General features: G+C 63.3%; 20 protein-coding genes. 11 read left to right on the forward strand and 9 right to left on the reverse strand.

Annotated features, from left to right (window positions below; genetic code table 11):
- The first annotated feature begins 58 nt into the window (after positions 1-58).
- Positions 59-1078 (forward strand): LacI family DNA-binding transcriptional regulator, encoded by a 1020-nt coding sequence (locus NKI24_RS29185; RefSeq protein ID WP_352449454.1) that lies wholly within the window; start codon positions 59-61, stop codon positions 1076-1078.
- Positions 1079-1332: 254 nt separating this feature from the next.
- Positions 1333-1956, forward strand: a complete 624-nt coding sequence (locus NKI24_RS29190) for a L,D-transpeptidase (RefSeq protein WP_352750083.1) — start codon at positions 1333-1335, stop codon at positions 1954-1956.
- A 156-nt stretch (positions 1957-2112) separates the two neighbouring features.
- On the opposite strand, the gene NKI24_RS29195 is transcribed toward NKI24_RS29190, so the two are convergent.
- The 3 genes from NKI24_RS29195 to NKI24_RS29205 all read right to left on the reverse strand — a co-directional run bounded on the left by NKI24_RS29195 (position 2113) and on the right by NKI24_RS29205 (position 5621).
- Positions 2113-3114, reverse strand: a complete 1002-nt coding sequence (locus NKI24_RS29195) for an LLM class flavin-dependent oxidoreductase (protein WP_352750084.1) — start codon at positions 3112-3114, stop codon at positions 2113-2115.
- A gap of 151 nt (positions 3115-3265) precedes the next feature.
- Positions 3266-4426 (reverse strand): AI-2E family transporter, encoded by a 1161-nt coding sequence (locus NKI24_RS29200; protein WP_352750085.1) that lies wholly within the window; start codon positions 4424-4426, stop codon positions 3266-3268.
- A gap of 133 nt (positions 4427-4559) precedes the next feature.
- The gene (locus NKI24_RS29205) at positions 4560-5621 is read right to left on the reverse strand and encodes an LLM class flavin-dependent oxidoreductase (RefSeq protein ID WP_352750086.1); all 1062 of its coding nucleotides are present in this window, start codon (positions 5619-5621) and stop codon (positions 4560-4562) included.
- Between the two features lie 230 nt (positions 5622-5851).
- Between NKI24_RS29205 and NKI24_RS29210 the strand changes: the two genes are divergently transcribed.
- On the forward strand, positions 5852-6280 hold the full coding sequence (locus tag NKI24_RS29210; protein WP_023718183.1) for a DUF6481 family protein: 429 nt from the start codon (positions 5852-5854) through the stop codon (positions 6278-6280).
- Between the two features lie 82 nt (positions 6281-6362).
- Here the strand turns inward: NKI24_RS29210 and sugE are convergent, their stop codons facing one another.
- Together sugE and NKI24_RS29220 are read right to left on the reverse strand one after the other, a co-directional pair.
- On the reverse strand, positions 6363-6677 hold the full coding sequence (gene sugE, locus NKI24_RS29215) for a quaternary ammonium compound efflux SMR transporter SugE (protein WP_352750087.1): 315 nt from the start codon (positions 6675-6677) through the stop codon (positions 6363-6365).
- 153 nt (positions 6678-6830) lie between these two features.
- The gene (locus tag NKI24_RS29220; protein ID WP_013528464.1) at positions 6831-6956 is read right to left on the reverse strand and encodes a hypothetical protein; all 126 of its coding nucleotides are present in this window, start codon (positions 6954-6956) and stop codon (positions 6831-6833) included.
- Between the two features lie 215 nt (positions 6957-7171).
- On the opposite strand from NKI24_RS29220, the gene NKI24_RS29225 reads away from it, so the two are divergent.
- The 3 genes from NKI24_RS29225 to NKI24_RS29235 all read left to right on the forward strand — a co-directional run bounded on the left by NKI24_RS29225 (position 7172) and on the right by NKI24_RS29235 (position 9551).
- Positions 7172-7981, forward strand: coding sequence for a transglutaminase-like domain-containing protein (locus NKI24_RS29225; protein ID WP_352449448.1), 810 nt, complete (start codon positions 7172-7174; stop codon positions 7979-7981).
- A 122-nt stretch (positions 7982-8103) separates the two neighbouring features.
- Positions 8104-9066, forward strand: coding sequence for a cation diffusion facilitator family transporter (locus NKI24_RS29230; RefSeq protein WP_352449447.1), 963 nt, complete (start codon positions 8104-8106; stop codon positions 9064-9066).
- A gap of 80 nt (positions 9067-9146) precedes the next feature.
- On the forward strand, positions 9147-9551 hold the full coding sequence (locus NKI24_RS29235; RefSeq protein ID WP_023676952.1) for a GFA family protein: 405 nt from the start codon (positions 9147-9149) through the stop codon (positions 9549-9551).
- Between the two features lie 39 nt (positions 9552-9590).
- On the opposite strand, the gene NKI24_RS29240 is transcribed toward NKI24_RS29235, so the two are convergent.
- Entirely contained in the window at positions 9591-10853 is a 1263-nt protein-coding gene (locus NKI24_RS29240; protein ID WP_352750088.1) for a DNA recombination protein RmuC, read from the reverse strand.
- Positions 10854-10956: 103 nt separating this feature from the next.
- On the opposite strand from NKI24_RS29240, the gene def reads away from it, so the two are divergent.
- Genes def through truA form a run of 4 tightly spaced genes read left to right on the forward strand, consistent with a single transcriptional unit; the run spans position 10957 to position 13713 of the window.
- Positions 10957-11487 (forward strand): peptide deformylase, encoded by a 531-nt coding sequence (gene def / locus NKI24_RS29245; RefSeq protein ID WP_352455964.1) that lies wholly within the window; start codon positions 10957-10959, stop codon positions 11485-11487.
- A gap of 16 nt (positions 11488-11503) precedes the next feature.
- Positions 11504-12433 (forward strand): methionyl-tRNA formyltransferase, encoded by a 930-nt coding sequence (fmt, locus tag NKI24_RS29250; protein WP_352750095.1) that lies wholly within the window; start codon positions 11504-11506, stop codon positions 12431-12433.
- Complete coding sequence (locus tag NKI24_RS29255) at positions 12430-12939, forward strand: GNAT family N-acetyltransferase (protein WP_352455966.1); 510 nt, start codon at positions 12430-12432, stop codon at positions 12937-12939. Before fmt ends, NKI24_RS29255 begins: the two co-directional genes overlap by 4 nt.
- Before the next feature lie 18 nt (positions 12940-12957).
- A complete protein-coding gene (gene truA, locus NKI24_RS29260) occupies positions 12958-13713 on the forward strand; it encodes a tRNA pseudouridine(38-40) synthase TruA (RefSeq protein WP_352750089.1) in 756 nt (251 codons plus the stop codon).
- Here the strand turns inward: truA and NKI24_RS29265 are convergent.
- A complete protein-coding gene (locus tag NKI24_RS29265) occupies positions 13695-14303 on the reverse strand; it encodes a transporter (protein WP_352455970.1) in 609 nt (202 codons plus the stop codon). The two genes, truA and NKI24_RS29265, sit on opposite strands and share 19 nt — an antisense overlap.
- Before the next feature lie 2 nt (positions 14304-14305).
- Positions 14306-15505, reverse strand: coding sequence for a succinyl-diaminopimelate desuccinylase (gene dapE, locus NKI24_RS29270; protein WP_352750090.1), 1200 nt, complete (start codon positions 15503-15505; stop codon positions 14306-14308).
- A gap of 129 nt (positions 15506-15634) precedes the next feature.
- Between dapE and NKI24_RS29275 the strand changes: the two genes are divergently transcribed.
- Complete coding sequence (locus NKI24_RS29275; RefSeq protein WP_352750091.1) at positions 15635-16666, forward strand: 2-dehydropantoate 2-reductase; 1032 nt, start codon at positions 15635-15637, stop codon at positions 16664-16666.
- On the opposite strand, the gene NKI24_RS29280 is transcribed toward NKI24_RS29275, so the two are convergent.
- Complete coding sequence (locus tag NKI24_RS29280; protein WP_352750092.1) at positions 16656-17756, reverse strand: GGDEF domain-containing protein; 1101 nt, start codon at positions 17754-17756, stop codon at positions 16656-16658. The genes NKI24_RS29275 and NKI24_RS29280 overlap by 11 nt on opposite strands.
- Between the last annotated feature and the right edge of the window lie 292 nt (positions 17757-18048).

The following is an 18048-nucleotide window of genomic DNA, read 5'->3' on the forward strand; positions in this document are numbered from 1 at the left end:
CGTTTCGAAAATGACAGCGTCAGGACGAAAAAAGCAGCGCAAATCCACTGCACCGACCATGCTTCATGTGGCCGAGGCGGCGCGTGTTTCCGTGGCCACCGTATCGGCGCTGATCAACGGCACCGCGACCGTCAGCCCCGAGCTCAGCCAGCGCATCGAACAGGCGATCCGCGACATCGGCTACAAGCGCAACGCCATTGCCCGCAGCCTGAAGATGGGCACCACACGCACCATCGGTCTTACCGTCCCCCATATCACCAATCCGTTCTTTACCGACGTGGTTTCGGTCATCCAGCAGGCTTTCGACAGGGCCGGCTACGCCGTCATGCTGTGCTGCACCGACGAGCACCTGAACACGCAGGACGACCAGATCAGGCTGCTGCTCGACCGCATGGTCGACGGACTGATCGTCGCGCGTGTCGGTGACGGCGCGATCCTCAAACGGATTGTCGACGACGCCAATGTGCCCGTCGTGCTGCTCGACCGTGTTTGCCAGGGTGTCGACACCGATGCCGTCGTTCTCGACAATCAGCGCGCGGTGTTCGACGCCATCACTTACCTGATCGATCTCGGCCATCGGCGCATCGGCTACATCTCCGGCTCGTTCGATATCTCGCCGATGCATGACCGCATGGCGGGATACCGCGAGGCCCTCCAGGCCGCCGGCCTGCCGGCCGAGGCCGAACTCGTCCGCTTCGGCAACTTCCATGAAGTAGACGGCTACAACGCCACCATGCAGCTGCTTTCGCTGCACGACCGGCCGAGCGCCATCTTTTCGGCCAACAACCCGATGGTGATCGGCACCATGAAGGCCATTCGCGATATCGGCCTGTCATGTCCGGAGGATATTTCGGTCGCCTGCTTCGACGACTTTCCGTGGTCGGATGTGTTCCGGCCGCAATTGACCACGGTCGCACAGCCGGTGCAGGCGATTGGCGAACAGGCGGCCAATCTGCTGCTCGACCGGCTCGCCGGAAACAGGGATGCGCCGCCGCGCAAGCTGACGCTCAAGGGACGCTTGATGATCCGCAATTCATGCCGTCCGCTAGGTGCGACTGCGCAGAGTGTCAGCGCGTAGCGCTTGGGCTCTGTTCAGAAACTTTGCAATGCCGGACGGACAGCGCTCCCTCTGTCCTGCCGACCCCGGGCCTTCGCAGCCACTACGGGCGTTCGTCTTTCGAAAACCGAGCAATTGAAGGACGCGGCGCCGATCGAGCCAAGTGGCCAACAATCAGCCAGCCGACAGTCAGGAAAATCTTGGCAATCGAAGCATGTCGGTTTAGGAATATGACGAGATGCGGCTGATCGCCCACACGGGCGCCGGCTTGAGTCATGCGCGTGAAATCGATCCTAATCGGGCTGGGACTTGCTGGGATGGTCGCATTCTCCGGCTGCACCACCGGCGGCGCATTAAAGACTTTCCCCTCGGCCTATGGCGGCCTCACCGACGCCGGTTTCCGCGTTCCGCCGGTTCCGATCTACAAGGTCGACCAAAAGTTCCATCGGCAGACAGTGCCTTATGCGACTGAAGAGGCGCCGGGCACCATCATTGTCGATACAGGAGCGAAGTTCCTCTACTACGTGTTGGGAGACGGTCAGGCGCTGCGCTACGGAATCGGCGTCGGCAAGGCGGGCTTCGAGTGGCATGGCACTGCTCACGTTGCGAGGAAGCGCGAATGGCCGGATTGGAGCGCGCCGTCTGCGATGATCGTGCGCGAGCAGAAGCGAGGCCGCATCATACCGGCCCATATGGAGGGCGGACTCATGAACCCGCTCGGGGCGCGGGCGCTCTATCTCTTTAACGAGGAAGGTGACACTGGATATCGCCTGCACGGTAGCCCTGAATGGTGGTCCATCGGCAAAGCTGTGTCGGCGGGCTGCATTCGCCTCATGAACCAGGACATCATCGATCTCTATGACCGCGCCACAATCGGCACCAAGGTGATCGTCATTTAGTGGACGCCGCGTTTCCCGCTAACGGACGAGCATGACGGATCGAAAACCTCCGCGTAAAACGCGCGAAATGTTCGCTATGTCTTCGCACACCTGTTCGCAATGTTCCCTGCCTAAGGCGGGCCTTGCCCGCAACAGTGGCAAGTGGCGAACCAACTCTCAGGCAGCTTCAGACAGCGATTTGTGAGCGTCGGCCAGGATCTCGAACGAGCGCACCCGCGCCGCATGGTTGAAAATCTGCGCTGTGACCATCAGCTCGTCGGCCCCCGTGCGGCGCACAAACGCCTCGATGCCTTGCCTGACCGTTTCCGGGGAGCCGACGACGGCGCAGGAAAGCGCTTGGCCGAGCATGGTCTTGGCTATTGGATCGAGGTCGCGCTCGTGTCCTTCGACCGGCGGCGGCAATCGGCCGGGCCGGCCGGTGCGCAGATTGACGAAGGCCTGCTGCAGCGAGGTGAACAACAGCCGCGCCTCGGCATCGGAAGGAGCGGCGAAGACGTTGAGGCCGAGCATCACATAAGGCTTGTCGAGCTGCTCCGAAGGCTGGAAACGCGAGCGGTAGATCTCCAGAGCATGGTCGAGCTCGGCCGGCGCAAAATGCGAAGCGAAGGCGTAGGGCAGGCCGAGCATGGCGGCAAGCTGCGCGCCGTAGAGGCTGGAACCGAGAATCCAGACCGGCACCTTTTCGCCTTCGCCGGGCACCGCGCGGATGCGTTGGCCGTCTTCGGCCGGCTGCAAGTAACCCATCAGCTCGACGACGTCCTGCGGGAAATTGTCGGCGCCAGCGTCGAGGTTACGGCGCAGCGCCCGTGCCGTGGCCATGTCGGTGCCGGGCGCCCGGCCGAGGCCGAGATCGATGCGGCCAGGATGCAGAGCGTTAAGCGTACCGAACTGCTCGGCGATGACCAGCGGCGAATGATTGGGCAGCATGATGCCGCCGGCGCCGACGCGTATCGTATTGGTGCCGCCGGCCACATGGGCAATGACCACCGAGGTGGCGGCGCTGGCGATGCCCGGCATATTGTGGTGCTCTGCCAGCCAATAGCGCCGGTAACCCAGCCGCTCGGCATGACGGGCGAGATCGAGCGAATTGGCGAGTGACTGTGAAGCGTTGCTGCCTTCGACGATCGGCGACAGGTCGAGAACGGAAAGAACGGTCATCGGCGCGGGTTTCCTGTGGGCCGAAGGGATGTAGGAAGCCGTTGCCGAGGCGGCAAATTCAAAATGTTGATGGAGCGCTGAGGGCGGACGTGCGACCGATGCAAGGTCGTGATCTGCCCCATCGGGGGGACGCTTTTGACCCTTTAAGCCGCTACTTTTTCACCTCGGGAATCTCTTCGTCCTCGATCGCTGCCGTGTGTTGCGCCGCCAGGAAATTGCCGACATGGCTGAGACCGTCGAAATGATCGCAGAACACCTTGATGACGACCAGCAGCGGCACCGCCAGCAGCGCGCCGACAAAACCCCACAGCCACGACCAGAAGGCGATGGCGATGAGGATCGCCACTGCGTTGATTTCGAGACGGCGGCCGACCACCGTCGGCGTCACGAACTGGCCTTCGACGACATCGCACATAAGGACGAAGGCCGGCGCCAGCAGCGCATAGGACATCGTGTCGAAGCTTATCAGCGCGATGATCGTAACCAGCGTGATGGTGGTCAGCGCCCCGATATAGGGCAGGAAATTGAGCAGAGCCGCTGCCGCGCCCCAGACCTGCGCGTTGGGCACGCCGAGCGCCCACAGGCCGAGCCCGATGACCACGCCGAGACATGTATTGATGACCGTGACAGTAAGCAGATAATGCGAGATTTCACGTTCTACGTCGTAGACGACGCGCAGCGCCCGCTTCTTTTCGCTGAGACTGGGGAAGGACTGGACGATCTTTTCATAGAACATCGTGCCCGAGGCGAGCAGGAACAGCGACAGGACGAAGACGATGGTAACGCTGGCGCCGGCCGACAGCACATTGCCGGCGGCCTGCGAGAGAATACCGGATGGCGCCGTCGCCACCCTCTGAACGCCCGGCTCCTGGGATGTCTGTGTCAGGCCCTCGATCTGGCGCGAAATCTCCACGATCCGTTCGAACGGACGGCGCAGTTGTGCCAGACGTTCGGTAAGCTGCTGGCCGATCGTCGAGGTGTTGTTGATGAGGTCGATGACCGGGCCGCTGAGCAGATATCCCGCGACGGCGACGAGGCAGAACGAAAGCAGCACCAACAGTGTCGCTGAAATGACATCGGGCATGCCATGCTTGCGCAGGAAGCGAACGATCGGCGTCAGCGTCAGCGCCAGCAGGAAAGCCAGAATGACCGGCATGAAGAAGGCGCGGGCGAAGTAAAGCGCGTAGATCGCCATGAGGATGAAGATGCCGACGAGCAGCGAACGCATCAGATGCGCATCCGCCCGCGCCTCGACGCGCGGATCCGGGCTTTCGGCAGCGCTTGCGCCCGAAGCGTCGGGTTCGGCTTTCATTCTGACCCTCGGCGGCACACCGCGATTGGTGCAGACCGTTGGCGAAAACGCCTCTGTCGCTTCAAGGTTCCGTTAGCCGGCGTCACCGGCAAGGCCGCCTCGCGGCCTTGGCAATGAATCAGGTGACTGGGAATCAGGCAACCGGCGCCGCCACGGCGGGAACGGCCTTCGCAGTTTCCCGGCGCACGATCGGCGCCACTTTAGTGCCGTAGAGTTCGATGGCCTTCATCACCTTGGCGTGCGGCATGGTGCCGATCGCCATTTGCAGCAGGAAGCGGTCGTTGCCGAATATCCTGTGCTGGGCAATGATCTTCTCGGCCACCTGTTCTGGATTGCCGACGAACAGCGCGCCGTTTGGGCCGCGCGATTGGTCGAAATGCGCCCGCGATGTCGGCCCCCAGCCGCGCTCGCGGCCGATGCGGTTCATCACCTCGGCCTGCGGCCCGTAAAAATCGTCGGCTGCCTGGTCCGTGGTGTCGGCAATGAAGCCGTGCACGTTGAGACTGGTGGCAAGGCTTGCCGGATCGTTGCCGGCGCGCCTGGCTGCATCCCTGTAGATGTCGAACAGCGGTGCGAACCGCGCCGGCTCGCCACCGATGATCGCCAGTGCCAGCGGCAACCCGAGCACACCCGCGCGGGCGACGGATTGCGGTGTTCCACCGACGGCGATCCAGATCGGCAATTTGTCCTGCAAGGGCCGCGGATAGACGCCGCGGTTGTGGATCGGCGCGCGCAGACTGCCCGACCAGGTCACCTTGACATGATCGCGGATGGCGAGCAGCAGGTCGAGCTTCTCGGCGAAGAGCTCGTCATAATCTTCGAGATTGTAGCCGAACAGCGGAAAGGACTCGATGAACGAGCCGCGCCCGGCCATGATCTCGGCACGGCCGCCGGACAGAAGATCGAGGGTGGCAAACTGCTGGAAGACGCGCACCGGATCGTCGGAGGACAGCACGGTGACAGCGCTGGTCAGCCTTATGCGCTTGGTCCGTTCGGCCGCCGCCGCTAGCGCCACCACCGGAGCCGAGGCAGCATAGTCGGGACGGTGGTGCTCGCCGAGACCAAAGACGTCCAGCCCGACCTGGTCGGCGAGCTCGATCTCCTCGATCAGGTTGCGCAACCGCTCATGCGCACCGATCGCACCGGGACCTGGTTCCGGGCTGACGTCGGCGAAGGTGTAGAGACCGAGTTCCATAGTGTGTCATCTCAGCGTTTTGTCTTGGCGCTACACGTAGCGATCAGTCCGCCGCCCCGCCAGATGCCTGGATGGTGAACAGTGCGGGTGCCTTTCAGCCGAATTCAATCGAAATGGCGTCTCCCGGCTGCAACAGATCAGAATTTCATGGCTGGCATACCGTTTTGGCGCTTGAACTCTCGGTTTTCGCGCGTATGTAAGCCTCGCAAATTGACTTCAGGGAAGTGGACTTGGCTATCTATAGGGAAAAAGACGTTTTCGAGCGGCGCAATGCCGCAAACGAGGCAAAGAAGGCGCTTCTGGAGCGCTTCAAGGCAAAGCCGGCGGCAGATGATCCAGCGGTGCTGGCACGACAGGCCGAGCGCAAGGCGATCCTCGAGGCCCGCGCGATACGCGAGGCCGAAAAGGCCAGGCTGAAGCAGGAAAAGCTGGCGCGCGAAGCGGCCGAAAAGGCCGAGCGCGAGGCAGCTGCCGAAGCGGCACGCATTGCCGCGGAAGAAGCCGCACAGGCCGAAGCGAAGATCCGGGAAGCTGAAGAGAACGAGCGCATCGCCCGTTTTCTTGCCGACGAGGCCGAACGCAAGGCCAAGCGTGATGCGCGCTATGCGGCGCGCAAGCAGCGCACCGGCAGGACGCCGCCCGGCTTCTCCGCGCGATAGCGCTTTCCGGCGCCGATCAGCCGAATTCAAGAATCAGGGCCGCCTTGCAGCGGCCCCGAACGCGTTCGTCTGTCAGAATCGACTAAGCAGCGAGCTTCAGTCCCATGATGCCGCAGACGATTAGCGCGATGCGGGCCAGTCTGATCGCGGTCGCCGGCTCGCCGAGCAGCCATATCCCGAGCAGCGCCGTGCCGACGGTGCCGATGCCGGTCCACACCGCATATGCGGTGCCGACCGGCAGTGCCTTCAGCGCCAGGCCGAGCAAGATCAGGCTGACCATCATCGAGGCTACCGTCAGGACGGTCGGCAGCGGCTTCGAGAATCCGTCGGTGTATTTGAGGCCGATCGCCCAGCCGATCTCGAACAGGCCGGCGAGGAACAGGAAAATCCACGACATCGGAACGCTCCGTTTCGATGGCTTCCGGCCGATTGCTTGAACGCGCAAAAACTGTCTTCGCCGCATCCACAGGGGATGCGCGTGAGCTTAATGAACAATCATACCGGCCGCGTTTGCGGCCGGTCGAAATAAGCCGAAACGGTAGCTGCGGCCCTACTTGTCCTTCAGCTTCATCGCCTTCACCGGCGGTGCCTTCAGGGCCGGCGCCGGAGCGGGTTTCTTCGCGTCCTTCTTCGGCTTGCGGGCTTCCTTGCCTGCCTTCATCGCACCCTTAGCCATGATTCGTTCCTCCAGTTGATGTCTGGCGAAGTGAAACAAGAGAAAACGCTCGACTGCAAGAGGCCGCTGCCGTGCAGTCGCCCTGGCCGATGGCTGTCAACCGGTTTCTAATTCCCTCGTAAACCGCAGCGGTCCGTGCCATGGTCTTCTTCGCACTGCAGCATCAGCCCTTGCGTTTCGCCAGCTGATGATCGGGCAGGCCGGTCAGGACGACAATGCGGATCCACATCGGTTGCCAGATGAGCTTCGACTTCCCGCAGGAAACACCGCTGATCGCGATGCTAAACGTCCATTATTCGCGCGCATCCGATCTTGAGCGGCCGGACTTCCTGACGTCGAACCCGCCGGTGCCGATCGAAAGCTACCGCGACAGTTTCGGCAATTGGTGCAGCCGTTTCGTTGCGCCGGCCGGGCGCTTTGCGTTCGGCACGGACGCGGTGATCCGCGACCCCGGCTCCTTCGAGACGCGCGAGCTGACGGCGTGGCAGCACGAGGTGCGCGATCTGCCGTCGGAGACGCTGCTGTTCCTGCTGCCCAGCCGTTATTGCGAGAGCGACGTGCTGTCGAACGAAGCGTGGCGGCTGTTCGGCAGCACCCCGCTCGGCATTCCGCGCGTCCAGGCGGTCTGCGACTTCGTCCATAACCACATCGTCTTCAACTATTTCAATGCACGGCCGACGCGCACCGCCGCCGAGGCCTATCGCGAGCAGAGTGGTGTATGCCGCGACTTTGCTCACCTCGCTGTTGCCTTCTGCCGCGCCCTGAACATTCCAACCCGCTACTGCACCGGCTATATCAGTGATATCGGCCTGCCAAAGCCGTGGTCGGACATGGATTTCGCCGCTTGGATGGAGGTCTATCTCGGCGGCCGCTGGCACGCGTTCGACCCGCGCAACAACGCGCCGCGCATCGGCCGCATCCTGATTGCCTCCGGACGCGATGCCGCCGATGTGCCGCTGACCCACATTTTTGGGCCGGGCGCGCTGGCTGGCTTCAAGGTCTGGACGGACGAGGTCGTCGAATAGCCCCGCGCCGCCCTTTTGAACAACTGACCTTGTGAACAACTGGGCACTTCGGGCGTTGTGAGAGCTGTGGAGCGTGGGCGGGCGCTCCGCCAATCTCGGTGCATCAACCAAGGCAGCACACCATGGCGGCGCATGGCGGGTCGAAAAAAGTGATCTATGCGGCGCTCGCCGGAAATCTTGCGATCGCACTGACCAAATTTGCCGCTGCCTTGTTCACGGGCAGCTCGGCAATGCTCTCGGAAGGCGTCCACTCGCTCGTCGATACCGGCAATGGCAGCCTGCTGCTTTACGGCATGCACCGTGCCGCCCGGCCGGCCGACCGCACGCATCCGCTCGGCCATGGCCGCGAGCTGTACTTCTGGAGCTTCATCGTTGCGCTCCTCGTCTTTGCACTGGGCGCCGGCATATCGTTCTACGAAGGCGTGACGCACATCATGGCGCCGGAGCCGATCGCCAACGCCAAGGTGAACTACGCTGTCCTTGGCCTTTCCTTCCTCTTCGAAGGCACCTCTTGGCTGGTGGCGCTGAAGGAATTCCGCCACCAAAAAGGCAGCCACGGCTGGCTTGAGGCGGTGCAGCTCAGCAAGGATCCGAGTGTCTACACCGTACTCTTCGAGGACAGCGCGGCACTTCTCGGCCTCGTTGTCGCCTTCGCCGGGATATCGGCGGCGGAACTGCTGGACATGCCGAAGCTCGACGGCGCCGCGTCGATTGGCATCGCGCTGATCCTGGGCGGGACCGCGATCTTCCTGGCGCGCGAAAGCAAAAGCCTGCTGCTCGGCGAGCCGGCTTCGCCCGAGGTGCAAATGAAAGTATTGGACATCGTCCAGCAGGACCCGGCGGTGCAGCGGGCGAATGGCGCGCTGACGCTGCATATGGGTCCGCAGGAGATCGTCGCCGCTCTGAGCATCGAGTTCGAGGACCACTTGTCGGCGCCCGAGATAGAGACCTGCGTCGAACGCCTCGAGACGCGGCTGAAAGCGGAGATGCCGGAGGTGACGCGGCTGTTCGTCAAGCCTCAGACCACCGGTACCTGGGAACGCCGGAGCAAGGCCTTGGCGGCGTCCGGAGGGGAACCGGCCTAAGGAAAATGGCTTGAGGAAATCGATGCGCCATCGGGCAGTCCCGGCTATGATCGCAGGCAAAAGCTCCAGGAGGAACGAAGATGAAAATCGACGGCGCGTGTCATTGTGGCGCTATCACTTACGAGGCCGAAGTCGATCCGGAAAAGACCACCATTTGTCACTGCATCGATTGTCAGAAGCTAACCGGAACGGCCTTTCGCGTCACCGTGCCGGCGTCCGAGGACAATTACAGGATCACCAAGGGCACGCCGAAGATCTATATCAAGACCGGTTCGAGCGGCGCCAAGCGCGCCCAGGCATTTTGCGGTGAGTGCGGCTCGCATCTCTACGCCACGTCGGCGGGCGAGGGACCGAAGGTTTACGGTATCAGGGTCGGCACGGCACGGCAGCGCGAGCAACTGGTGCCGAGAAAGCAGATCTGGCACCGCTCGGCGCTGCATTGGCTGCCGGAATTCGAAGGCACAACCATCATCGAGGAGCAGTAGCGCCAGACCCGGACGAAGCCTCCGGTTCCGGCGCAGCTCTCAATCGTCGCCTTCGACGACCCTTAGCCTCAACTGCCCGGTTTTCGAATCGGCGACGCGCGGGCTGCTTTCCGCTTTTGCTCCGCTGCCATTCGAACCAGCGGTGTCCTCCGCCGGCTGCACGCCAAACTCCAGCGCCTCGATCTTTTGTCCGCGCCTGGTCACCTTCGATGTCGAGACCAGAATGTCGTCGATATCCTTGGCCGATTGGCCAAAATGCGTCTGCAATTTGCGCACCCGCTCGTCTAGCCGGGAGACGTCTTCCATCAGCCGGATAACCTCGCCCTGAATCAGGTGTGCCTGCTCGCGCATGCGGGCATCCTTGAGGATCGCCTGGATGACCTGGATCGACAACATCAAAAGCGATGGCGAGACGATGACGATCCGCGAGCGATGCGCCTTCTGGACAACGGCCTCGAAATTCTCGTGGATTTCGGCGAACACCGATTCCGAAGGCACGAACATGAAGGCGGTGTCCTGCGTCTCGCCCTGGATCAGGTATTTTTCGGAAATATCGCGGACATGCACCTCGATGTCGCGGCGGAAAGCCTGTGCGGCGGACTTCTGCAGTTCGGCGCCTTCGGCGGCCCGGATGGCATTCCAGGCCTCGAGCGGAAACTTTGCATCGACGGCAAGCGACGGTGCGCCGTTCGGCATCTTCACCAGGCAGTCGGGCCGGCTGCCATTCGACAAGGTCGCCTGGAATTCATAGGCGCCGTGCGGCAATCCGTCGGCGACGATGGCTTCCATACGCGACTGGCCGAAGGCGCCGCGCGTCTGCTTGTTGGAAAGGATCGCCTGCAATTGCACGACCTGGCCGGCCAGCGACTGGATGTTGCCTTGCGCGATATCGATAATCGCCAGCCGTTCCTGCAGCTTGGCGAGGCTCTCATGTGTCGATCTCGTCTGCTCGGTCATGGTCTGGCCCAGGCGGCCGGTCATGGCATCGAGGCGCTGGCCGATCGACTGGGTGAGTTCGGCCTGGCGCGCCCCGAACACTTCGGCGATGGCGCCCATGCGGCCCTGCATTTCCGCTTGGGATTGCAGAATGCCGGCCATCCGCGCCTCGGCGTCGCGGGCATGGTCGGCGGCTTCCGCGGCCGCTACCGCACGCGCCTTGGCCGATCGCCACAGCGCAATGACCAACGCCACGAACAGACCGAGGAACAGCATTGCACCGAAACCCAGGACATGGCCGAGGGTGAGCGTGGTGGCGCCGAGGCGGGCGACAGGTTCGGACAGGATGGTGGCCAGTTCGTTCATGTCGGCAGCATAGATGATTCGGTCTGCCGGCACAGATCAAAACGTGAACGGCCCGGAGGCGCCCCGGTTGACGCTTTTCCTGCGAGGTCTTAGGTGAGACGCCATGTCGATCAAGCCGCTTATCATCCTTCCCGATCCCGTCCTGCGTCAGGTTTCAAAACCGGTCGAGCGTGTCGACGGGGATTTGCGCAAACTGGCCGGCGACATGCTGGACACCATGTATGACGCGCCCGGCATCGGCCTCGCGGCGATCCAGGTTGGCGAACCCTTGCGCATGCTGGTGATCGACCTCGCCAAGGAGGACGAGACGCCGGCGCCGCACGTCTTCATCAATCCCGAAATCCTTGAAAGCTCCGACCAGCGTTCGGTCTATGAGGAAGGCTGCCTGTCGATCCCCGATTACTATGCCGAAGTCGAGCGCCCCGCCGCGGTGCGGGTGAAATATCTCGATCGCGACGGCAAGCTGCAGGAGATCGAGGCCGAGGGGCTGATGGCGACCTGCCTGCAGCATGAAATCGACCACCTCAACGGCGTGCTGTTCATCGATTACATCTCCAAGCTGAAGCGCGACATGGTGGTCAAGAAATTCAAGAAGCTCGCCAGGGACAAGGCGCCGGGCAAGATGGTGGGGTAGGCGTCGACGAATGCCCCTGCGTGTCATCTTCATGGGTACGCCCGAATTCTCCGTGCCGACGCTGCGGGCGATTGCCGGGGCCGGGCACGAGTTGGCAGCCGTCTACACGCAGCCGCCGCGCGCCGGCGGCCGGCGCGGGCTCGAACTGACGCCGTCGCCGGTGCAGCGGGAGGCGGAGCGGCTTGGCATCGAGGTGCGGTCGCCGGTGTCGCTGAAGAGCGAGGCGGAGCAGGAGGCGTTCCGCGCGTTGCGTGCCGACGTCGCCGTGGTGGTCGCCTACGGGCTGCTTCTGCCCAAACCCATTCTCGAGGCGCCGCGGCTCGGTTGCCTCAACGGCCATGCATCGCTGCTGCCGCGCTGGCGCGGCGCTGCCCCTATCCAGCGCGCCATCATGGCCGGCGATACCGAAACGGGCATGATGGTGATGCGGATGGAGGAAGGCCTCGACACCGGCCCTGTGGCAATGGTTGAAAAATGTCCCATTGGACCCGACATGACGGCCGGCGATCTGCACGACCGGCTGATGGTCTTGGGTGCTTCGCTGATAGTGCAAGCGCTCGAACGGCTGGAGCGGAATACGCTGACATTTACCACACAGGCGGAGGTGGGGGTGACCTACGCCAAGAAAATCGATAAATCGGAGACTCGCATAGACTGGCTGCGACCTGCCGGCGACGTGCACAACCAGATTCGCGGCCTGTCGCCCTTTCCCGGTGCATGGTGCGAGGCCGAAATCGGCGGCCGCGTGGAACGGCTGAAACTGCTTCGCTCGACGCTCTCGCAAGGCGCCGGCGAACCGGGAGGAATTCTCGATGACCGGCTGACGGTCGCCTGCGGGTCAGGCACGATCAGGCTGGTCGAAGTTCAACGTGCGGGCGGAAGGCCCATTGCCGCGCAGGAGTTTCTGCGCGGGGCCAAGCTCGAAAAAGGAATGAAATTGTCATGAGCATGATGTCCATACGCGCGGCGACGCCGCGGGACCGCGAGGCGATCCGCCTTGTCGAAGAACACGCATTCGGCCAGCAGACGGAGGCCGGACTGGTCGACGCGCTGGTCACCGGCGGTGATGCCGTCGTCGAACTGGTGGCGGACGAAGACGGGCAAGTGGTCGGCCATATCCTGTTTTCACGGCTTTTCGTGCAGAATGGCGGCAAGAGCTTCCCGGCGGTGGCTTTGGCTCCTTTGGCGGTCGAGCCGTCGTTCCACGGCACCGGCATCGGAGGTGCGCTGGTCCGCGAGGCGCATATCCGCCTGAAGGCTGCTGGCGAGACGCTCGCCGTGGTGCTCGGCGATCCGGCTTACTATGGCCGTTTCGGCTACAGCCGCGCCCGTGCAGCAAAATTCGAGAGCGACTACCAAAGCGAAGCCCTGCAGGCGCTTGCCTGGGGCGAGGCGCCGGAGACCGGCAGGCTGGTCTACGCCTCGGCCTTCGGCTCAGCCCTCGCCGCTTGATTTCGCCTCGATCCGGGAATGCCGCGTTTTCGCCTCGACATCGAATATGACGGCAGTCTCTTCGCCGGCTGGCAGCGCCAGGCCAACCAGCCATCGGTGCAGCAGGCGATCGAGCAGGCGATCGAGAAATTCTGTGGTGAGCAGGTTTCGCTGCGCGCCGCCGGCCGCACCGATGCTGGCGTCCATGCGACCGCTCAGGTGGCGCATGTCGATCTGATCAAGGCATGGCCCGGCGACAAGGTGCGCGACGCAGTCAACGCGCATCTGCAAGCGGCCAAGGTGCGCATCGCCATCCTGAAGGCCGCCGTCGTGCCGGATGGCTTCGATGCGCGTTTCTCGGCGATCGGCCGCCATTACCTCTACCGCATCGTCAATCGCCGCGCGCCGGCGGTGCTCGACAAGGGCAAGATCTGGTGGGTACCGAAGCAGCTCGATGCCGGTGCCATGCACGAGGCGGCAAAGGTGCTGCTTGGCCGGCATGATTTCACCACCTTCCGCTCGACCCACTGCCAAGCCACCAGCCCCGTCCGCACGCTCGACCGGCTGGATGTCAGCCGGGCGGGCGATTTCATTGAGGTCCGCGCTTTGGCGCGGTCATTCCTGCACAACCAGGTGCGCTCGATGGTCGGCTCGCTCAAACGTGTCGGCGAAGGCGGCTGGACTGTTGCCGACCTCAAGGCGGCGCTTGAGGCGCGCGACCGTGCGGCCTGCGGTCAGGTGGCGCCGCCCGACGGGCTGTTTCTCGTCGGCGTCGATTATCCGACGCCTGGCTGATCCGGAACGCTGATCCCGAGCAGCGCCTGCAGGCCGAACAGGACGATCAGCGACGCCACGAACATGCCGGCAAAAACGGCGCTGCCGGTAGCCGCACCCCTGCCGATCGCAACGTTGGTCATCCGCCAGGTCAATACCATCGACAGCGCGAACAACAGCAGCGACACGAGTCCGGAGACTTCGTTGGCCGACGTCAGGAAAAGCCGGATCAACGCCGATGGCAGCATCATCCAGGCGATGATCGCCGAGGCCCAATTGCTGGCCACGACATAATGGACGAAACGGCCGCCGACGCCGACCCGCGGCGCCACCAGGGCGAGGCCTATGAGCGGCAGCACCCAGGCGCCGATATCGACGGTGGCCAGGCGGATCAACATGCTGAAACGGCCGACGAATGCGTTGGGATCGCCGATCTCGTTGGCAATACCGACCCAGCCGACGATCAGTGCCGGCGCCGCGACAACGATGGCAAAAAAGGAGTTCCAGAAACCGTCCGCCGAAAGGTCGAGCAGGCGAAATCCGTCGGCCTTGCCGAGCATCAGCCGCCAGGCACCGGCAAGCGAAGCGTAGGTTTCATCCGCTGAAAGCATCACTAGGATATGTCCTGCGCAAACCAGTCTTCAACGAAGCGCAGATAAATCTGCGTCAGCGTCTCGAGGTCGGCAATCGCCACGCGTTCGTCGACCATGTGCATGGTCTTGCCGACCAGTCCGAATTCGACCACCGGACAATAATCCTTGATGAAGCGGGCATCGGAGGTGCCGCCGGAGGTGGAGAGCGCCGGCTTCCTGCCGGTCACCGCCTTGATCGAGCCGCCAAGCGTCTCGATCAACCTGTCGTCGCGTGTCAGGAAAACATGGCTCGGCCCGTCGCGCCAGACGATCTCGTAGTCGACCGGCGTCTTCTTGCCGGCGCGGTATTTCTTGCGTTTCGCCGCCCGGTCGAGGCGGTTGTGGATCTCGGCCTGGATCGTCTCGGCGGTCCATGTGTCGTTGAAGCGAATATTGAAGGTAGCCGCCGCCTTCGCTGGGATGACGTTGGTGGCAGGGTTGCCAACATCGATGGAGGTGACCTCAAGATTGGTCGGCTGGAAATCCGTTGTTCCGTTGTCGAAGACGGGGTCAAGCAAGGCGTCGACCAGCGTCACCAGGCCGCGCACGGGATTGTCGGCTAGCTGCGGATAGGCGGCGTGTCCCTGCCGGCCGTTGACGACGACCGTGCCGGAGAGCGAGCCGCGCCGGCCGATCTTGATCATATCGCCGAGCGCGTCGGGATTGGTCGGCTCGCCGACGATCGCAGCATGCCATTTCTCACCCTTGGCAGCCGCCCATTCGAGCAGTTTCGTCGTGCCGTTGATCGCCGGCCCTTCCTCGTCGCCGGTTATCAGCAGCGAGACCGACCCCTTCGGGCCGCCCTTCTGCGCGATATGTCGCGCTACCGCCGCGACGAAACAAGCAATGCCGCCCTTCATGTCAACGGCGCCGCGGCCGAACATCTCGCCATTGGCGATCTCGGCGCCAAAGGGTGGGTGCGTCCAGGCTGTTTCATCGCCCACCGGCACCACATCGGTATGGCCGGCAAACATCAGATGCGGGCCGTTGCCGGAACGCCGCGCGTAAAGGTTCTCTATGTCAGGTGTGCCGGATTCGGAAAACACCGGGCGCTCGACGGCAAAGCCGAGCGGCTTCAACATTTCGTCCAGCGCGCTCAGCGCACCGCCTTCGGCGGGCGTCACGGAAGCGCAGCGGATGAGAGCAGCCAGATTTCTGGTCGGATCGGTAGGCAGCGTCATGGGCAAAAGCGATAGTCGAAAGCGCAAGGCCTGTCACGGCCAGACATAAGGGCCAGCCATGCCGCCGACATTATGGTTTTCATGCCGTATAGTTGCGGCAAGGCCTCTCGACCAGGACAGGGCCATCGCATGATCACGCATGGCAGGACGATCGTAATCGCCGGTTCCGGCAGTATCGGATGCTACGCCGGCGGCTGCCTGATACTTGCCGGGCGAAAGGTGGATCTGCTGGCGCGGCCTCGTATCGAGAAGGCGCTGCAAAAAGGTGGATTGCGCATCACCGACCGTGATGGCCGCGACCGATCCGTCAAGCCGGAGGCATTGTCGGTCACCGCCGATCCGGCCGCGGCATTCCCCGGTGCCGATGTCATCCTGCTAACGGTCAAGAGCGGCGCGACGCAGGACATGGCCGGGCTTATTGCGGCCCATGCCCGACCGGATGCGGTGGTACTCAGTCTGCAGAACGGCGTCGACAATGCCGATAAGTTGCGAGCCCATCTCGCCGCCCGGCGGGTGCTCGCGGGCATGGTGCCGATCAACGTGGTCCAATCGGCGGAGGGCGAATTGCCGCTTCGTCTGCACCGCGCCAGCGGCGGCAAGGTGATGATCGAACAGGGTCCGATAGGCCTTGACGAACTGCTTGACGTTGAGGGCTTTGCCGTCGCCACGCATGGTGACATCGAAGCGGTGCTATGGGGCAAGCTGCTGCTCAACCTCAACAACGCGCTGGTGGCGCTTTCCGGCCTGCCGCTGGCGGCAGAGCTTGCCGATCGCCGCTGGCGGCTGATCCTGGCCGGCCAGATCGACGAAGCACTGGCGGCAATGACGGCGACAGGCATCGAACCCGCTCGCATCGCCGGCCTGCGTCCCGCGCTGCTGCCGAAAGTGCTTCGCCTGCCCGACTGGCTGTTCAAGTTCTTGGCGCGGCGGATACTTGCCATCGATCCGGCCGCGCGTTCGTCGATGTGGGATGACCTTCAGCGCCGCCGGCCGACGGAGATCGGCGAACTGCAAGGCGCGGCCTTGCGTTTGGCCGAAAACGCCGGCACGCCGGCGCCGTTGCTGAAGCATGTCACGGCACTGGTGCGCGCGGCCGAGCAGAAGAGGCGCGGATCGCCCTGCCTGTCGCCGGAAGCCGTCGCTGCGACCGTCAGATCGTAGCCCGCACAGGCGCCCAGTAACGGCCCTTGCCGGTGCGCTTGGCCTCGTAGAGCGCATGGTCGGAACAGGTGAGCAGGATTTCCGGATCGCCGCCGTCGGCGGGTGCGCATGCGCTGCCGACGCTCAAGCCGACATGGATGGCGGAGCCGACCCCGAGGTCGAAGGGCACCGAGACCTTTTCGATGGCCCGCTTTGCCAGGTAGGTGGCCTCGAGCTCCGAGGTTGCGGGCAAAAGAATGACGAATTCGTCTCCGCCGATACGGAAGACCACGTCCTCCGGACGGAAGCCGCGCTTCAATCGTTCGGCCACCTTGCGCAGCAGCACGTCGCCGACGGCGTGGCCAAAACGGTCGTTGACCTGTTTGAAACCGTCGAGATCCATGCTGAGCACTGCAAACGGCTTGCCGCCATTGGCGGCCGGCGCCGCAAGGTCGCGGCACATGTCGCGCAATTTCTCCTGCAGGAAGATGCGGTTTGGCAGGCCGGTCAGCGCGTCCTTGATGGCCAGGTCGCGATTGTCCAGTTCGGCGCGGATCATGCGGGCATTGATTGCGTGGTTCTGAAGCAGCACGATGATGACGCCGACCACATAGAACGGCGTTTGAATTCCGACGATCGGCATTCCGGGCGCCGCAGAAAACAATGCACCGACCACGTAAGGCAGGCTTACGGCCAACATGACGAATATGGCGAAGCGCGGGGTCGCCGCATTGCGTGACGACACCACGCCGACGACGCCTGCGACATTCAAGGCGGCAAGTACGGAAAGCGCCATATTCCCGCTGGCAACACAGCCATAGCAGCCGAGGCCGAAAACGACCGACCAGACGCCGCTGGCTGCCATCAGGCCCGCCAGCGGCCCTTTCGAGCCGCGCCTGCGGGCCTGCTCGCATTCCCGCATCAGCAGAACGCGGACGGTGAAAAGCATCAGGTCGGCGGCAATCCAGGCGCAGGGCCACCAATCCCCGGTGGCAAGAGCGGCGCTGACCGCAACCAACAGAACGCTGATGGTGCCGAACAGGACCGCGAATTTGCGGTCGAAGGTGGTGTCGAGAAGCCGGGCGCGGACAGCTTCCGGTTCCAATTTCATCGGCGAAGAGAACCAGGCAAACAGGCGAGCGGCGGCGCTCCACGTTTTGCGCGGCTCCTTGGTGGTCAGGGATAGGTCGCTTGCCAGTCGAGCGCTCCGTGCCGGTCGACACAGTCTTCGTCGGCATGCTGGGCCAGGGTGATTAACATTCGCTTAGAGCATCCGGCGCAAAACCGGGCTTTCGGAACTCCCCGCTCTGCCGCTCTGGAGTATCCGTGTTGGTCAAGGGAGAGATGGTGTCCAGGTCCGATTGTCCCTGAGTAGTGCGTTTGCGAGGATGATGAGCTTTCGC

This window comes from Mesorhizobium sp. M0701, from assembly GCF_040320365.1.
GTDB lineage: Bacteria > Pseudomonadota > Alphaproteobacteria > Rhizobiales > Rhizobiaceae > Mesorhizobium.

Excerpts from the sequence above, each read along its gene's own strand:
- NKI24_RS29185 (WP_352449454.1), top strand. The coding sequence starts at position 59 with ATGCTTCATGTGGCCGAGGCGGCGCGTGTTTCCGTGGCCACCGTATCG.
- NKI24_RS29190 (WP_352750083.1), top strand. The coding sequence starts at position 1,333 with ATGCGCGTGAAATCGATCCTAATCGGGCTGGGACTTGCTGGGATGGTC.
- NKI24_RS29195 (WP_352750084.1), bottom strand. The coding sequence starts at position 3,114 with ATGACCGTTCTTTCCGTTCTCGACCTGTCGCCGATCGTCGAAGGCAGC.
- NKI24_RS29200 (WP_352750085.1), bottom strand. The coding sequence starts at position 4,426 with ATGAAAGCCGAACCCGACGCTTCGGGCGCAAGCGCTGCCGAAAGCCCG.
- NKI24_RS29205 (WP_352750086.1), bottom strand. The coding sequence starts at position 5,621 with ATGGAACTCGGTCTCTACACCTTCGCCGACGTCAGCCCGGAACCAGGT.
- sugE (WP_352750087.1), bottom strand. The coding sequence starts at position 6,677 with ATGTCGTGGATTTTCCTGTTCCTCGCCGGCCTGTTCGAGATCGGCTGG.
- NKI24_RS29220 (WP_013528464.1), bottom strand. The coding sequence starts at position 6,956 with ATGGCTAAGGGTGCGATGAAGGCAGGCAAGGAAGCCCGCAAGCCGAAG.
- NKI24_RS29225 (WP_352449448.1), top strand. The coding sequence starts at position 7,172 with ATGCGGATCCACATCGGTTGCCAGATGAGCTTCGACTTCCCGCAGGAA.
- NKI24_RS29230 (WP_352449447.1), top strand. The coding sequence starts at position 8,104 with ATGGCGGCGCATGGCGGGTCGAAAAAAGTGATCTATGCGGCGCTCGCC.
- NKI24_RS29235 (WP_023676952.1), top strand. The coding sequence starts at position 9,147 with ATGAAAATCGACGGCGCGTGTCATTGTGGCGCTATCACTTACGAGGCC.
- NKI24_RS29240 (WP_352750088.1), bottom strand. The coding sequence starts at position 10,853 with ATGAACGAACTGGCCACCATCCTGTCCGAACCTGTCGCCCGCCTCGGC.
- def (WP_352455964.1), top strand. The coding sequence starts at position 10,957 with ATGTCGATCAAGCCGCTTATCATCCTTCCCGATCCCGTCCTGCGTCAG.
- NKI24_RS29255 (WP_352455966.1), top strand. The coding sequence starts at position 12,430 with ATGAGCATGATGTCCATACGCGCGGCGACGCCGCGGGACCGCGAGGCG.
- truA (WP_352750089.1), top strand. The coding sequence starts at position 12,958 with ATGCCGCGTTTTCGCCTCGACATCGAATATGACGGCAGTCTCTTCGCC.
- NKI24_RS29265 (WP_352455970.1), bottom strand. The coding sequence starts at position 14,303 with ATGCTTTCAGCGGATGAAACCTACGCTTCGCTTGCCGGTGCCTGGCGG.
- dapE (WP_352750090.1), bottom strand. The coding sequence starts at position 15,505 with ATGACGCTGCCTACCGATCCGACCAGAAATCTGGCTGCTCTCATCCGC.
- NKI24_RS29275 (WP_352750091.1), top strand. The coding sequence starts at position 15,635 with ATGATCACGCATGGCAGGACGATCGTAATCGCCGGTTCCGGCAGTATC.
- NKI24_RS29280 (WP_352750092.1), bottom strand. The coding sequence starts at position 17,756 with ATGAAATTGGAACCGGAAGCTGTCCGCGCCCGGCTTCTCGACACCACC.